Here is a 15,830-nt window from a genome sequence, read left to right as displayed (position 1 = left end):
TATGAGACGCCTTCTGTAAGCTGAAGTTAGTCAGCTTTGTTAATTAATGATTGCAGGCCTAAGCTCGCAAAAATTCCTTATTCTTTCTGGCCCTGGCTCTGTCCGAGAGCTTCTTTACGGGACAGGTTCAATCTGCCCTGCTTGTCAATGCCGGTAGCCTTGACGATGATCTCGTCGCCAAGTTTGACGACATCTTCTACTTTGTTCACGCGGTTCACATCGAGCTGGGAGATATGCACAAGGCCGTCTTTTCCCGGAAGTCCAAGCACACCTGGAATGACTTCGACAAAGGCGCCAAAATCCATGATCCGGACAACTTTGCCTTTGTAGATCTTCCCGACTTCAATGTCCCGCGTCAAAGAGCGAATAATCTCAGCTGCCTTGTCTCCGGCTTCACCGTCAACCGCAGCAATAAATACCTGTCCGTCATCTTCGATATCGATCTTGACCTTGGTTTCTTCTACGATCTTCTTAATGATCTTGCCGCCTGGTCCGATGACATCTCTGATTTTGTCAGGATGAATGGTAAAGGTAATAATTCGCGGTGCAAATGGCGAGAGATTCGGTCTGGGCTGCGGCAGGACCTGCAGCATTTTATCCAGGATGAACATCCTGCCAGCCTTGGCCTGAGCCAGAGCCTGAGCGAGGATTTCACGGTTGACGCCTTTGATCTTGATATCCATCTGCAGTGCTGTAATGCCCTCGGCAGTACCGGCTACTTTAAAGTCCATATCACCGTCGTGGTCTTCTAAACCCTGAATATCGGTAAGAATCGCAAAATGGTCTTCTTCTTTGATCAATCCCATCGCAATCCCAGCTACCGGAGCCTTAATCGGAACCCCAGCATCCATTAGAGCGAGTGTGCTGCCGCAGACGGAAGCCATGGAGCTCGATCCGTTGGATTCCAATACTTCGGAAACCAGACGCAGCGTATACGGGAATTCACTTTCCGGAGGAATCATCGGCAGCAGGGCACGTTCAGCCAAAGCGCCGTGACCAATCTCACGTCTGCCCGGTCCCCTGTTCGGACGGACTTCGCCGACACTGAAGGCCGGGAAATTATAATGATGCATATAACGTTTGGAATCTTCCAATCCCAGACCGTCGATGATTTGCTCATCACCGGCAGCTCCTAATGTCGCAACCGTGAGTACCTGTGTCTGTCCGCGCGTAAACAAACCGGTGCCGTGTGTTCTCGGCAGACGTCCGACTTCAATCGTAATCGGTCTGATCTCATCCAAAGCACGGCCATCAGGTCTGATATGTTCGTGGGTAATCAGCTTGCGGATAATTTTATGGGTCAGGTCATCCAATATTTTCGTAACTAATTTTAAGTCCTCAGGAAATTCCTCGGCGAAAACTTCGAGCGCGTCTGCTTTGACCTTGTCAACAGCTTCCTGGCGGGCCAGTTTTTCTTCAATACGGATAGCCTGATCGAGCTTGTCATGACCCCACGCCAGGACCTTTTCGGATATTTCCGCAGGGATCTCGACCGGAGTGACTTCTCTTTTAGCCTTGGCAAGTCCCACTTCCAGGGCTGCTTCCCTGTATCTCTCAATGAATTCTGCTATCTTTTTAATTTCTTCGTGCGCAAACATGATCGCTTCGAGCATCTGATCCTCGGGAACTTCCTTGGCACCAGCCTCGACCATCATAATCGCATCTTTGGTTCCAGCAACAGTCAGCTGCATTTTGCTGATTTCCGCTTGGGCTACCGTCGGGTTAACGACAAACTCGCCGTCGACAAGCCCGACAACCACGGCGGCAATAGGACCCAGAAAAGGAATATCGGAAATCGTGAGCGCAGCCGAAACTGCGTTGATAGCCGTTACGTCCGGTGCACAGTCCTGATCGACGGACATGACCATCGCACTGATCTGTACATCGTTGCGGTAACCGTCCGGGAAAAGCGGACGGACCGGTCTGTCTATCAGTCTTGACGACAATATGGACCTCTCACTAGGTCTGCCTTCTCTTTTGATGAATCCACCGGGAATCTTTCCTACGGCATAAAAACGTTCTTCCAAATCAACAGTCAAAGGGAAAAAGTCGATCCCTTCTCGTGGTTTAGAACTGGTCGTTGCAAATGCAGATATGACTGTGTCTCCATATCTGGCATAAATTGCCCCACCGGCTTGACGACCTATGATACCGGTTTCAAACGACAGGTTTCTGCCTCCAACCTGTAGCGAGCGTTCCAAGACTTCTTGAGTCACTTTGGAAACCTCCTTAAATACGCTTCTTTTATTCACAATTTTTTATATCCGGAATGTGTTCGACATATTATTTATTATTTCCTGCACCCGAACAAAAAAAACAATCCGGACAATTTTTCTTAAGGATAAATACCCTAATACATAAATACAAAGAGCGCTGAACACGCTCCTGTAAATATCAACATATAAATTGAATGACCAAAATATTTTCGATGGCTTTTAGTGACGTAAGCCGAGTTCTGTGACTACTGTGCGGTAACGGTTAAAATCGGATTTCTTGAGGTAGTTCAGCATTGCACGGCGTTGTCCAATCAATTTAAAAAGACCCCGGCGGGAATGATGATCTTTCTTATGGGTCTTGAAGTGTTCTGTCAACTCACTGATTCTTGTAGTGAGAAGAGCGATCTGAACCTCGGGTGAACCTGTGTCTCCTTCATGCTGCTGAAACTTCGCAATGATATCCTTCTTTTTCTCCGGTGTAAGCATTGGTTCTGCACCTCCATATTTTTTAAGCGCCTGCTGCCAAGTAAGACGGTGGAGATTCGTCGAACCCAGTCAGCGGTTACCTTTGTCATTTTAACTTATTCCATAAATTTTGTAAAGTTTTGTTTTTGCAGCTTTTGTTTTGCCGCTTCCATGTCTTTGCCGAGTTGCTCTGTGATTTCCCTGACTCCGCTGAATTTCTTTTCAGCGCGCAGTCTGGCCTGAATATCTATAAATAAGTCCTTCCGATATAAATCTCCGTGAAAATCAAAAAAATGGATTTCAATGATCTTCTCCTGGCCGGTTTTAAAGGTCGGTACAATCCCGATATTCATCATCCCGCCGTAGATCCTACCGTCAATTTCTGCAGTAACGGCATACACACCATTTTTCGGGATTAGCAAGTCCTCATGCGTCTCTATGTTGGCTGTCGGAAATCCAATATCTCTGCCCCGCCCGTCACCGTGAACCACCGTTCCGATAATCGTAGGTGCGCGTCCCATCATCGACTTGGCTAGATCGATATCCCCGTTCAGAAGTGCACGTCTGATTTCGGTCGAAGAAATCACTCTGTCGTCAAGCATCTGGGCTTGGACAACACTTACCCCAAAATTGTAAGCTTCACCAAACTTTTCGAGGTCGCCAGGTTTTCCTTTGCCATGACAGCCGAAGGAGTAGTTGAAACCAACGGTAACATGAACGACCCCGATTTTCAGCAGAATATTTTCAACGAATTCCTGCGGTGTTGTCTCGGCAAATTCCAGAGAGAAAGGCAATAAGAACACTTTGTCTACGCCAAATTTCTCAAATAGCATAATTTTCTCATCCTTGCCAGTAATCAATTCCAGTTTTCTATCTGGATGAAGTACCTTCAGCGGATGGGGATCAAAAAGTAAAACTGAAAACAATGTCTTCAGTGAACGTGCTTTCTCCAAGCCGTCCTTCAACAGCTCCTGGTGTCCTAGGTGTATACCGTCAAAATTCCCCAGAGCAAGCACAGTCGGCTCAAATTTTTGTCCCGGAATCAAAGTGCAAACTTCCAAAAACCTTTACCCCCTAGTACCTTGTTAACCTTTGCTAACCCATGACCTTATTGGGGCATAAACATCCGTTTTCCCAATTCCCTACGCCAATAAAACGTCCCTCACAAAATACCTGAACAGGAAGCTGTTCCCCGTACACTTCAGCATTAACAAGATCCCCTCCGGTAGAAAGCCCGTTTCGGAAAGCGGCAAGCCGATAGGCCGGTATACTTGCCTTTGGCAGTGTGAGTCCCCATTCCGGAGCCAGGAGCATGTGTTCATCGCCGTCGGCAAGCGCCTGGTCAATCTCTTCCAGTGTGTAGGTGGAATCCAGCGTAAACTTGCCTGCGCTTAATCTAAGCAAAAAGGACATATGTGCACCGCAACCCAGGGCAGCGCCAATATCGTGACATAAAGTGCGTATATACGTTCCTTTGGAGCATTCCACATCGAATAGAACTCTTGGAAACTTCTCTTCATGCCATTCCACCAGATCCAGCCGCTTGATCTCAACCTGTCTTTTTTCTCTTGCAACATCGATCCCCTGGCGGGCATATTCGTACAGACGCCTGCCATTTTTTCTGACAGCGGAATACATCGGTGGTTCTTGTTCAATGACACCAAGAAAATTCTCCAGTGTATTTACAAATTGCTCTCGTGATACTATAGGCACAATCCTCGATAGTTCCTGTCCGAAAGTATCCTGCGTATCTGTCGTGATTCCGAGTGTAATCTCAGCTCTATAACTTTTTCCCTGGTCGCTATGGTATTCTGCCAGCCGCGTTGCCTTGCCAAGGCAAATCGGAAGCACCCCGGTAGCTCCGGGATCCAGCGTCCCAATATGGCCTGCCTTGCCGGCTTTTGTTTTTCGAAGCAGCCACCTAACAACGTCTGTGGAGGTCATGCCAACAGGTTTTAAAACATTAATGATCCCGTCCAACGTTCAGGGCCTCCTCAAGTGCGGATACAATCATTTGCCTGGCTTGACCCATTGTTCCATTAATAGAACAGCCTGATGCCCGCCGGTGTCCGCCTCCGCCGAACCGGCTCGCAACTTGATTTACATCAAGCCAGGTATTGGATCGGAAACTGACTTTGATTTCATCCGGGGCAATTTCTTTTAACAGCGCAGCAGCTTCCACCTTTTCAATATTGCGTGCATAGTTCACCAAGCCTTCACTCAAGCTCTCATCTGCACCTGTTTCTTCAAAGTCTTCTCTGGTCAGAACAATGACAGCCATCGTTCCCTGCTGATGAAGTTCCAGGTTCGTCAGTGCTTTTTGCAGCAGTCTGGTCTGAGCCAAGCTTTTCTGTTCAAACAGTATATTGTTGATCTGAACAAGATCAAGGCCTGTTTTGAGCAATTCCGCAGCAATCCTGAAACTTTCGACTGTGGTATTGCTGTAGCTGAATCTGCCTGTATCCGTGATGATCGCAGTATAGAGATTCTCTGCAATTTCTTTGGTCATGGAAACTCCCATTTCACCCAGCAGGTGAAAAATCATTTCACCTGTGGCGGCTGCGCCGGCGTCAATCCAATTAACCGTACCAAAACCGTTATTGGAAATATGATGATCGATATTAATCACCGTTTTCCCCTGAAGAAACTCCGGGCAAAGACCACTGTACGCCCTTTCCGCTTCAGCGCAGTCAATAAAAATAAGGGTTTCTGGAAACTCTTCCGGAGGCAGAACAGAACATATCTTGTCCACACCCGGAAGAAACTTCAAATTCACCGGCAGAAACCCAGGATTATAATAACATATTTTTTTGTTCAGACCTTCTAAGGCAATCCCCAAAGCAAGCATTGAACCAATGCAGTCCCCATCCGGGGATATATGCGTAAGCAGTGCAGCCTCGGAGATTGTATCCAATTTTTTAGCCAGTTCTGAGATCACCTTATTCGTCGTCTTGTCCATCGCTGGATTCACCTTTCGCGCCAACCTCACGAAGCAGCTTGGAAATATGGGCGCCATGTTCGATAGACTGATCATACTTGAAAGTGATCTCGGGAAAATAGCGCAGGCTGATGATTTTACCCAGTTCGCTGCGCAGATATCCGGATGCTTTATTTAAAACATCTAAACTGCTTTTCATTTCTTCTTCTGTTCCCAATACGCTGACGAATATTTTGGCATGCCTTAAATCGTCAGCTACCTCCACATCCGTGACGGTCACGAATCCAAGCCGCGGGTCTTTGATATCCTCCCGGATCATTTGTGCCACTTCTGCTTTGATCGATTCTGCCAGGCGAAAAGCCCTGTGTTTAGCCATTCAGAAAACCTCCAATGCTGGTCTAGAGCTCTCTTTTAACTTCCTCCATCGTAAAGGCTTCCAAGATATCTCCTTCTTTAAGATCATTGAAGTTCTTTAAGCCAATCCCGCATTCGTATCCTTCCGCAACTTCCTTGGCATCATCCTTGAAACGTCTCAGAGATTCCAGGTCTCCCTCGTGAACGACAACTCCATCTCTGATTACCCTGATCTTATCCGACCGATGAATCTTGCCGTCAGTTATATAGCTTCCAGCGACAGTTCCAGCCTTTGGCACCTTGAAAATCTGACGGACTTCCGCTTTACCCTGTATGACTTCCTTGAAGGTCGGTTCGAGCAGGCCCTCCATCGCTGCCTTAATGTCATCAATCGCATCATAGATGACTCTGTACATCCTGATGTCCACACCCTGGAGTTCTGCTGTCGATTTTGTGTTGGAATCATGTCTGACATTAAAGCCAATAATGATCGCATTGGAAGCAGCAGCGAGCATCACGTCGGATTCACTGATCGCACCGACTCCGCCGTGAATGATGTTTACGCGTACTTCTGAGGTCGTCAGCTTGTCCAGAGACTGCTTAATAGCTTCGACAGAGCCCTGAACGTCAGCTTTAATAATGATATTCAAATCTTTGACTTCGCCTTCTTTGATCTTATCGAAAAGATCATCAAGGCTAATCCTAGATTTTTGTTTGACTTCTTCCGCTTTTTTCTCATCCATTCTGGCTTCGGTAACGCTGCGGGCGAGTTTCTCATCGTTAACAACGTTGAAGATTTCTCCCGCCGGCGGAACTTCAGACAATCCCTGAACCTCCACAGGCATGGAAGGTCCCGCTTTTTTTACTCTGCGGCCTTTGTCGTCAACCATCCCCCTGATTCGGCCAAAGGAATGCCCGGCAACAATAATGTCACCGATATTCAGCGTACCTTTGGATACCAGGACAGTTGCTACAGGCCCCTTGCCTTTATCGAGCTTCGCTTCAATAACGGTTCCGGTTGCCTTCCGGTTCGGATTAGCTTTCAGATCTTTCATCTCTGCAACAAGCAGGACCATTTCCAGCAGAGTGTCAATGTTGAGTCTAGCTTTGGCTGAGACCGGTACCGTGATCGTATCCCCGCCCCATTCTTCAACAACTAAGCCGTACTCGGTCAGTTCCTGTTTGACACGGTCCGGATTGGCATTTTCTTTATCAATTTTATTGATAGCAACAATGATGGGGACATTGGCCGCTTTGGCATGGTTGATCGCTTCCACAGTCTGGGGCATGACACCATCATCCGCAGCAACAACCAGTATGGCAATATCTGTGACCTGGGCCCCTCTCGCTCTCATGGCTGTAAAAGCCTCGTGACCAGGAGTATCCAGGAAAGTAATTTTTTGATTTTTAATTTCTACCTGATAAGCACCGATATGCTGCGTAATCCCACCAGCTTCAGATTCGGTGACATTGGCGGAACGAATCGCATCGAGCAAAGATGTTTTTCCATGGTCGACGTGGCCCATGACCGTGACAACCGGAGGACGGAATTTGAGCGTGGACGCATCATCTTCTACTTCCTCAATGACTGCCATGGATTTTTCGGCTCTAACCTCAAGCGTCATGCCCATTTCAGTAGCGACAATCGTTGCTGTATCAGCATCAATTTCCTGATTGATGGTCGCCATAACACCAAGCTTCATTAATTCCTTGATGACTTCACCGGCTTTGCGGCTCATTCTGAGCGCCAGTTCCTGAACTGACAAGGACTCAGGAATAATAATATGCTTGGGAACCACTTCTTTAACCATCTTATTGGGTTGGTTCCGATTTGGTTGATTCCGGTCATTTTTTCTTAAGATGGAAGAAAAATCTTTTTCATCATTGCGCCGTTTATCAAATAAAAACTCTTTATTCTCATGGGCTTTCTTTTTCTCCGGTGGCTGGCGTTTTACCGGCTGCTCGGCGACAGTAAGCTCAACGGATTTTCCTTCAATCTTGATCCTCTGAGTTTGTAGGGGCTTTTTTATCTGCTCCCGGACGCTGTCCCTGGGAAGGTCTTCTTCCTGTGTCGGAGAACGGACGTCCGCCGCCCTGCGGTCTCCGGTCATCACCTGCAGGACGCTGTGATGGACGGAAATCACCCTGCGGTCTCGGCGCATACGGCCGGTCACCGCTCATCGGCGGTCTTTGACCCTGCGGTCTGAATTCTCCTGGTGGTCTTTGACCCTGCGGTCTCATCTCGCCTGGCGGTCTTTGGCCCTGCGGTCTGAATTCACCTGGCGGTCTTTGGCCCTGCGGTCTGAATTCACCTGGCGGTCTTTGGCCCTGCGGTCTGAATTCACCCGGCGGTCTTTGGCCCTGCGGTCTCATCTCACCCGGCGGTCTTTGACCCTGCGGTCTGAATTCACCTGGCGGTCTTTGGCCCTGCGGTCTCATCTCACCTGGCGGTCTTTGACCCTGCGGTCTCATCTCACCTGGCGGTCTTTGGCCCTGCGGTCTCATCTCGCCTGGCGGTCTTTGGCCCTGCGGTCTCATCTCGCCTGGCGGTCTTTGGCCCTGCGGTCTCATCTCGCCTGGCGGTCTTTGGCCCTGCGGTCTCATCTCGCCTGGCGGTCTTTGGCCCTGCGGTCTCATCTCGCCTGGCGGTCTTTGGCCCTGCGGTCTCATCTCGCCTGGCGGTCTTTGGCCCTGCGGTCTCATCTCGCCTGGCGGTCTTTGGCCCTGCGGTCTCATCTCGCCTGGCGGTCTTTGGCCCTGCGGTCTCATCTCGCCTGGCGGTCTTTGGCCCTGCGGTCTCATCTCGCCTGGCGGTCTTTGGCCCTGCGGTCTCATCTCACCTGGCGGTCTTTGGCCCTGCGGTCTCATCTCGCCTGGCGGTCTTTGACCCTGCGGTCTCATCTCACCTGACGGTCTTTGATCCTGACTTTTTTTGTGACCTTCTGCATCTCTGAAGCTTTCCGGGGGAATATCTTCTTCGGTCCTTTTTCTGGCAGGGACTTTTTCCTCAGCCCCGGCAGCCTTAACCGGCTTGCTTACTTCTTTTTGCTGTGATTCGCCTGTCTTGGTCAGCGCTTTTTTAACTTTTTCAACTTCCTCCGTGGATACCGCACTTAAGTGGTTTTTCACTGGTACCCCAATATCATTAAACTTTTCCATTAAAGCCTTGCTGGATATATTCAATTCTTTAGCCAGTTCGTGAACTCGAATATTGGTCACATTGTCACCCCCCAAAAACGAAAATAGAAATATAACCTTTCAACTCCTTATCTCTTACTGGGGACATTAAAACATTTAAACCCGCTCATTTTCAGGTGTGTCCCCCAACCTGATGATTGCTTTGGCGAAACCGTCATCCATAATCAGTATAAGTGCTCTTGGTGATAATCCGACAGCCGTCCCGAGTTCTTGTTTCGTGCTGCAGATCATAACCGGAATATGAAGATCATCGGCCCATTGCGTGTACTTGGTGATAGAGCCCGGTGAATCTTCTGCAATAATCAATAACGAGCCCTTTTGTTTTTTTAAGAATGCTTCAACCTGTGATTCTCCGGAAGAAATTTTCCCGGCTCTCCTTGCCATTCCAAGCAATGATAATATTTTTGGTGTCAAGAAGAATTCATCTGCCTTTCAATTTCGGCCAGCATCTCTTTGGTCGGTTTGATGCCAAAAGTTTTTTCAAAACGGTTTTGTTTCAGAGCTTTTATCAGACAATCTGGACACTGGCAAAGGTAAGCTCCACGCCCATTTTTCTTGGAAGAAGGATCAAATTCCAATACTCCCTCAGATGTTTTCACGATTCTCAATAATTCTTTTTTTGGTTTCATTTCCTGGCAGCCAAGACACATGCGCAGAGGGATTTTTCGTACCTTCATTTTCTCACCTTTCAGGAATTACTTTTGGTCACTGAAGCCTATTTTTTCTTGCTTGAAGATTTGGCCTTTTTCTTGGGTTTCTCTGCTTCCTGCTGTTCATCTACTTGGGAAGCTTCATTAGCAGGTGATTCTAATTCTGAATATGACACATCAGCATCACTGTTTTCATTTCGGGCATTTTCATCGCCGTCATATTCTGCAGATTCATCGTATTCATCGTAGTATTGGCTATCCTCGTCCTCCTGATAACTCCCGTCACCATATTCATCGTATCCTTCTTCTGTGTAGTCCTGATAGCCTTCATCATATTCCTGATATTCTTCTTCAGATTCTTCATACTCGCCTTCTACATAATCGCCGTAGGGTTCGTCTTCATAATCTGTATATTCTCCTTCTTCATAGGGTTCATACGCCTGTTCATAGTACTCACTCTCATATTCTTCATCCTGATAGCTGTCTTCCGGGATCAAATTCTGAGCGAGCGCCTGCGTTTCGTTCTTAATATCGATTTTCCAGCCGGTCAGCTTTGCAGCCAGTCTGGCGTTCTGTCCTTCTTTCCCGATAGCGAGGGATAATTGATAGTCCGGCACGACCACCAACGTTACCTTGTCTTCATACCGCGGATAAACACCCAGGACTCTGGCCGGGGAAAGCGCATTGGAGACAAAATCAATCGGATCAGCCGACCAGTTGATGATGTCCATTTTTTCGCCTTTCAGTTCATTCACAATATTCTGTACCCTGCTGCCCTTTGGTCCAACACACGCTCCAACCGGATCAACGTTTTTGTCTTTCGAGTAAACGGCAATTTTAGAGCGTGCACCTGCTTCCCTTGCAACTGCTTTGATTTCTACAATTCCATCGTGAATCTCCGGAACTTCCAGCTCAAACAATCGTTTGATCAGTCCTGGATGGGTGCGGGAAAGTAAAATTTGGGGGCCTTTGGTCGTTTTCTTCACTTCAACAACATAGGCCTTGATTCTTTCAAAAGGCTGGTAGTTTACTCCGGGATTCTGCTCTGAGGCAGGCAGTACGGCCTCCACCTTGCCAAGATCCACAATGACGTTACGCTGTTCATAGCGTTGGACAATACCGGTGACAATATCTCCCTCGCGATTAATATATTCATCGTATATTAATCCACGTTCAGCCTCACGTATTCTTTGGACAACAACCTGCTTAGCAGTCTGCGCTGCGATGCGGCCAAAGTCACGCGGGGTGACTTCAAATTCAACAATATCTTCAGTTGAATAGTTCGGGTCCATTTTTTTAGCTTCTTCTAATGATATTTGGGTGCGAGGATCATCCGCAATTTCCACAACGTTTTTGCGGGCATATACTTTAATTTCTCCATTCAAGCGGTCTATATGGATCCTTACATTCTGTAAAGAGGAAAAGTTCTTTTTATATGCCGATATCAGAGCAGCTTCAATCGCTTCAAACAATATCTCTGTCGAAATACCTTTTTCTTTTTCTAATTCGTGAATTGCCTCAATGAACTCCATGTTCATCTGTCTGAATCCCTCCTCAAAATCATTTTAAAAATCAAAAGTAAGATGGGCCTTTTCAATTAGCGACAAAGGAATGGCAATCTTCCGCCCCTCATATTCTAGGATAACCTGGTCATCAGCCAGTCCTTTTAAATTTCCGGTAAAGCGGCTGTATCCCTCAAACACTTCTGTCGTATTAATACTGACAAGCTTTCCTGTATATTTAATATAATCTTCTCTCTTTTTAAGCGGTCTCTCAATTCCGGGAGAAGAGACTTCCAGCATATAGGCCTGAGGAATCGGGTTTTCTTTATCCAGAACCTCATTAATTTGATGGCTTACCTCGGCACAGTCGTCAATCTCTACTCCGCCTTCCTTATCAATATATAATCGCAGATACCAGTAAGCACCTTCCTTAACATACTCGACATCGACGAATTCCAGTCCCAGCTCCATTACGAGTGGCTCTGCCAAACTTCTAACTTTGTTTAGAATAGAATTGCTCATCGTGTACTCCTTTTAGAGTTAAGCATTTTTTATTTTTTCATCATACCAAATGAAAGAGTGGGTAATCCCCACTCTGAACCAAAAATCTGCTTAGAATAAAATTCCTGCTTTTACTATATCATATACTGTTTCCGTCTGCAATATTCCTAATGTCCAGTTTAAAACAAACTCAGCTGATTTTTATCGGGCAGCCCTTCCAGACACCCGTGCTGCTGAAGCGTTTCAATGACGGTTTTGCTGATCTTTCCGTTGGATCGGGCCTGGATATCTTCGACAGATTTGATCGTTCCATGTTCCCTGAGTTTGACCAAACTCGCCGCAGCCGTTTCACCGACTCCCTGCAGGGATGACAGTGGCGGCAGGAGCCCATCAGGTGTTACCTGAAAACGTACCGCATCTGATTCCCACAGATTAACCTTGCGCAGCTTAATCTTCCGGCAGTACATTTCCACCACAATCTCAAGGATCGTCTGCAGGTTCTTGTCCTTAGCCGTTGCATTGTTGCCTTTGGCGGCAATTTCTTTGATAGCCTCCCGGCACTTTTTCACACCGCTGCAGATCAGTTCCGCATCAAACTCATCTGCCCTGACGGTAAAAAATGTGGCATAAAACGCTTCAGGATAATTGATCTTAAACCAAGCGATCCTGAAAGCCATTGTCACATAAGCTACAGCATGGGCCTTCGGAAACATATAGCTGATCTTCTGACAAGAGTCAATATACCAATCCGGAACATTTTGTTTTTTCATAGCCTCAATATCTTCATCTTTGAGTCCTTTACCCTTGCGGACCGACTCCATAATTTTAAAGGCATGGCTGGAATTAAGTCCCATCTGAATCAAATAGATCATAATGTCATCACGGCAGGCAATAATGTTGGAGATGTCAGCTGTACCGTTTAAGACAAGGTCCTGGGCATTGCCAACCCAGACATTCGTACCATGGGAAAGTCCGGATATTCTGACCAAATGGGAAAAGCTTGAAGGTTTGGTGTCTTCCAGCATCTGTCTTACAAATTTTGTACCAAATTCCGGGATACCGAGTGTTCCGGTCGTGGACCCGATTTCCTCCGCAGTCACGTCAAGCGCATCCGTACTCGAAAAAAGTGAGAGGGTTTGCGTGTCATCGAGTCGGATTTTCTTGGCATCAAGCCCTGTCAGGTCCTCCAGCATTTTAATCGACGTCGGATCGTCATGACCGAGCAGGTCCAGTTTGGTTAAACGCCCGGAGATGGAATGGTAGTCGAAGTGGGTCGTAATAATATCTGAGGAGGTGTCGTTAGCTGGCCTTTGCAGCGGGGTAAAATCAAAGACATCGCATTCTTTCGGGATAACCATTAATCCTCCCGGGTGCTGTCCTGTTGTTCTTTTTACGCCCGTACAGCCGTTAACCAGCCGGTTCAGTTCTGTCTGGTTATATTTGACCTTTCTTTCTTCAAGGTAATTTTTCACAAAACCATAGGCAGTTTTTTCAGCAATCGTGGAGATCGTTCCGGCCCGAAAAACATTTTCCTTGCCAAATATCTCCTCGGTGTATTTCATAGCTCTGGGCTGATATTCTCCCGAGAAATTTAGATCGATATCAGGAACCTTGTCTCCTTTAAAGCCCAGGAAGGTTTCAAACGGGATGTCATGTCCGTCTTTGACCAGTTCCCTGCCGCACTGCGGACATATTTTATCCGGCAGATCCACACCTGCTCCGGCGATTCCGTCCGTCACAAACTCTGAATAAAGACACTCCGGGTTAGCACAACGATAGTGTGGCGGAAGCGGATTGACCTCCGTGATGCCGGTAAAAGTTGCGACGAGTGATGAACCGACGGAACCCCTTGATCCGACCAGATAACCATCCTCGTTCGATCTTTTTACGAGCAGATGCGCAATCAGGTACAACACAGCAAAACCGTTGCCGATAATGGAATCCAGTTCCTTATTTAAGGTTTTCTGAACCATTTCCGGCAAAGGATTGCCGTACAGCTCATACGCTCTGGTCATCGTCATATCCCGGATTTTATCGGCAGCGCCTTCAATCTTCGGTTCAAAAAAGTCGTCCGGGAACGGTTTGATTTCAGCGACCTGTTCAGCAATCATTCTCGGTGTTGCAACTACCGCCCGATAGGCATCCTCTTCATCAAGATAAGCAAATTCCTTGAGCATTTCATCCGTTGACCTGAAATACAGCGGAGCCTGCTCATCGGCATCGGCAAAGCCTTTCCCGGCCATCAAAATTCTTCGGTAAACTTCATCTTCCTTATCAAGAAAATGGACGTCACAGGTAGCCGCGACAGGAATACCAAGTTCCTTGCTAAGAGAGACAATGCGCCGATTAATATCGATCAATTCTTGTTCACTGGAAACCTCACCGTTTTTCAGCATAAACTGATTGTTCCCCAGCGGCTGGATTTCCAGATAATCGTAATACAAAGCAATTTTTTTGATTTCTGCCGCATCTTTTTTTTGCAAGATTGCCCGCATCAGTTCTCCTGATTCGCAGGCCGAACCAAGGATCAAACCTTCCCTGTGGGCATCAAGCAGTGAACGTGGAATGCGGGGACGTCTGTAAAAATACTCCATATGGGAAGCGGTAACAAGTTTATACAGATTTTTTAAGCCGATATAATCCTTAGCCAGAATAATAATATGAAAAGAACGGCTGCGGCTCAACTCGACCGGATTAGTTCCAGCATCCTCGACCAAATAGCCTTCCATGCCATAGATGATTTTGACACCGTACTTTTTCCCGGCTTCAGCTGCATCCGGGAAAGCCTGAACGACCCCGTGGTCTGTTACAGCAATCGCGGTATGTCCCCATTCACCGGCTCGCTTCACCATGTTTTGGATCGATGAAACACCATCCATTTCCGAATGCTTGGTGTGCAGATGCAGTTCAACCCGTTTCTCTTCCGCAAGATCCGGCTTGGACGTCTTCGAAACAGTCATCATATCCCTTGGCATCAACGTCAGCTCGGTCGTATAACGATCGAACTGCACGGCCCCTTTCACTCTGAGCCAGTCACCTTTGTTGATTTCCAGAGGTTTTTTCCCTTCGTCAAAGAACAGTTTGCAGCCTATTGAGTTTGTCTTGTCTGTCAACCCGAACGACAATAATTGACGTCCGCTTTTTAATCGTCTGATTTCTGTTTCGCAGACCTCACCCTCTACAATGACCTGTTTCTCCTCGTCATGAATATCGGCTAACGGAGCCGGCGTACCCTTTATCTCTCTGCCAAGCAAAACAGCATTCTGCTCTTTCTTCTCTTTTTTCTCTTCAGACTTTTTGGACAGGATTTCCTCTACATACTTCTGCTCTTCTTTTTCCGCGTCAAAATAGATTTCTTCTTCAGCAGCAGTCTCTTCAATTTCCCAGAAAATTCTTGCCTCCATACCATATTTCTGCTGAAAGAAGCTTTCCAGACTATCCTGTTTCAACTGACAATATTCCATCGCCATCATGCTCGGAACGAAGAAGGTCAATCTGTTATTAACAACCTCGTATTTTACGGAAGCATTCAGCCAGACCTTAAGGGAAGGCACTTTCTCGTGAATATCCTGGATGATTTGCAGCCAATGTTCTTGACAAAGCATCTCTAGGGTAAAATCGGGAGACATTTTTGTTTTTATCTCAATCGTGATTCCGTTATTTTCGTTCCCACTATTTAATCTTTTCTTTAGGGATTCAGTTAAGAGGCCCAGAATCTCTTCCTGGACCGGACAGGATAAAGAAAGATGGAGTATCCACTTTCTTTGTTCAGGAACAATCTCCACCCTCTCCAGCAGTATGTAATTTAGAAAAGTATCCAGCCTCATGCTGACATCACTTGGTAGTTCCTGATAAAACGGTGTTGCTTCCAGTTTGACTGCCGCATTTAACACCAATGAATGCCTCCTCTGTATCCAAACGCAATTTCACATCACTGCATATTACTATGTAACTTACTATGTAACTTATTTGGGGTTGGTCTGTATGCCACAAATCCGCTTTCGGC

At 46.9% G+C, this 15,830-nt stretch carries 11 protein-coding genes and 1 pseudogene; all 12 read right to left on the bottom strand.

Annotated features, from left to right (window positions below):
* Window positions 1-77: 77 nt before the first annotated feature.
* The 12 genes and pseudogenes from DEHRE_RS05355 to DEHRE_RS05295 all read right to left on the bottom strand — a co-directional run bounded on the left by DEHRE_RS05355 (window position 78) and on the right by DEHRE_RS05295 (window position 15,717).
* Window positions 78-2,216, bottom strand: a complete 2,139-nt coding sequence (locus DEHRE_RS05355) for a polyribonucleotide nucleotidyltransferase (RefSeq protein ID WP_025205418.1) — start codon at window positions 2,214-2,216, stop codon at window positions 78-80.
* A 219-nt stretch (window positions 2,217-2,435) separates the two neighbouring features.
* On the bottom strand, window positions 2,436-2,702 hold the full coding sequence (gene rpsO, locus DEHRE_RS05350; protein ID WP_015044114.1) for a 30S ribosomal protein S15: 267 nt from the start codon (window positions 2,700-2,702) through the stop codon (window positions 2,436-2,438).
* Window positions 2,703-2,797: 95 nt separating this feature from the next.
* The gene (locus DEHRE_RS05345) at window positions 2,798-3,742 is read right to left on the bottom strand and encodes a bifunctional riboflavin kinase/FAD synthetase (protein WP_025205416.1); all 945 of its coding nucleotides are present in this window, start codon (window positions 3,740-3,742) and stop codon (window positions 2,798-2,800) included.
* 34 nt (window positions 3,743-3,776) lie between these two features.
* Window positions 3,777-4,661 (bottom strand): tRNA pseudouridine(55) synthase TruB, encoded by an 885-nt coding sequence (gene truB / locus DEHRE_RS05340; protein ID WP_025205415.1) that lies wholly within the window; start codon window positions 4,659-4,661, stop codon window positions 3,777-3,779.
* Window positions 4,645-5,640 carry a DHH family phosphoesterase gene (locus tag DEHRE_RS05335; RefSeq protein ID WP_025205413.1) on the bottom strand — a complete coding sequence of 332 codons (996 nt, stop codon included), beginning with the start codon at window positions 5,638-5,640 and terminating at the stop codon, window positions 4,645-4,647. Before DEHRE_RS05335 ends, truB begins: the two co-directional genes overlap by 17 nt.
* On the bottom strand, window positions 5,621-5,995 hold the full coding sequence (rbfA, locus tag DEHRE_RS05330) for a 30S ribosome-binding factor RbfA (RefSeq protein WP_015044118.1): 375 nt from the start codon (window positions 5,993-5,995) through the stop codon (window positions 5,621-5,623). Before rbfA ends, DEHRE_RS05335 begins: the two co-directional genes overlap by 20 nt.
* Window positions 5,996-6,017: 22 nt before the next feature.
* Window positions 6,018-8,808: pseudogene (gene infB, locus DEHRE_RS05325) on the bottom strand (translation initiation factor IF-2).
* 459 nt (window positions 8,809-9,267) lie between these two features.
* Window positions 9,268-9,585, bottom strand: coding sequence for a L7Ae/L30e/S12e/Gadd45 family ribosomal protein (locus tag DEHRE_RS05315; RefSeq protein WP_015044122.1), 318 nt, complete (start codon window positions 9,583-9,585; stop codon window positions 9,268-9,270).
* On the bottom strand, window positions 9,582-9,848 hold the full coding sequence (gene rnpM, locus DEHRE_RS05310) for an RNase P modulator RnpM (RefSeq protein WP_025205412.1): 267 nt from the start codon (window positions 9,846-9,848) through the stop codon (window positions 9,582-9,584). The genes DEHRE_RS05315 and rnpM overlap by 4 nt, the downstream gene beginning before the upstream one ends.
* 38 nt (window positions 9,849-9,886) lie before the next feature.
* On the bottom strand, window positions 9,887-11,359 hold the full coding sequence (gene nusA, locus DEHRE_RS05305; protein WP_025205411.1) for a transcription termination factor NusA: 1,473 nt from the start codon (window positions 11,357-11,359) through the stop codon (window positions 9,887-9,889).
* A 27-nt stretch (window positions 11,360-11,386) separates the two neighbouring features.
* Window positions 11,387-11,845, bottom strand: a complete 459-nt coding sequence (locus DEHRE_RS05300; protein WP_025205410.1) for a ribosome maturation factor RimP — start codon at window positions 11,843-11,845, stop codon at window positions 11,387-11,389.
* Window positions 11,846-12,003: 158 nt separating this feature from the next.
* The gene (locus DEHRE_RS05295; RefSeq protein WP_025205409.1) at window positions 12,004-15,717 is read right to left on the bottom strand and encodes a PolC-type DNA polymerase III; all 3,714 of its coding nucleotides are present in this window, start codon (window positions 15,715-15,717) and stop codon (window positions 12,004-12,006) included.
* Window positions 15,718-15,830: the final 113 nt, after the last annotated feature.

The organism is Dehalobacter restrictus DSM 9455 (assembly GCF_000512895.1).
Lineage (GTDB): Bacteria > Bacillota > Desulfitobacteriia > Desulfitobacteriales > Syntrophobotulaceae > Dehalobacter > Dehalobacter restrictus.
The sequence above is the reverse complement of the archived record's forward strand: the minus strand, read 5'-3'. Positions and strand labels throughout refer to the sequence as shown.

Coding starts and splice junctions, on each gene's coding strand:
- rnpM (WP_025205412.1), bottom strand. CDS start 9,848: ATGAAGGTACGAAAAATCCCTCTGCGCATGTGTCTTGGCTGCCAGGAA.
- DEHRE_RS05335 (WP_025205413.1), bottom strand. CDS start 5,640: ATGGACAAGACGACGAATAAGGTGATCTCAGAACTGGCTAAAAAATTG.
- rpsO (WP_015044114.1), bottom strand. CDS start 2,702: ATGCTTACACCGGAGAAAAAGAAGGATATCATTGCGAAGTTTCAGCAG.
- nusA (WP_025205411.1), bottom strand. CDS start 11,359: ATGAACATGGAGTTCATTGAGGCAATTCACGAATTAGAAAAAGAAAAA.
- DEHRE_RS05300 (WP_025205410.1), bottom strand. CDS start 11,845: ATGAGCAATTCTATTCTAAACAAAGTTAGAAGTTTGGCAGAGCCACTC.
- rbfA (WP_015044118.1), bottom strand. CDS start 5,995: ATGGCTAAACACAGGGCTTTTCGCCTGGCAGAATCGATCAAAGCAGAA.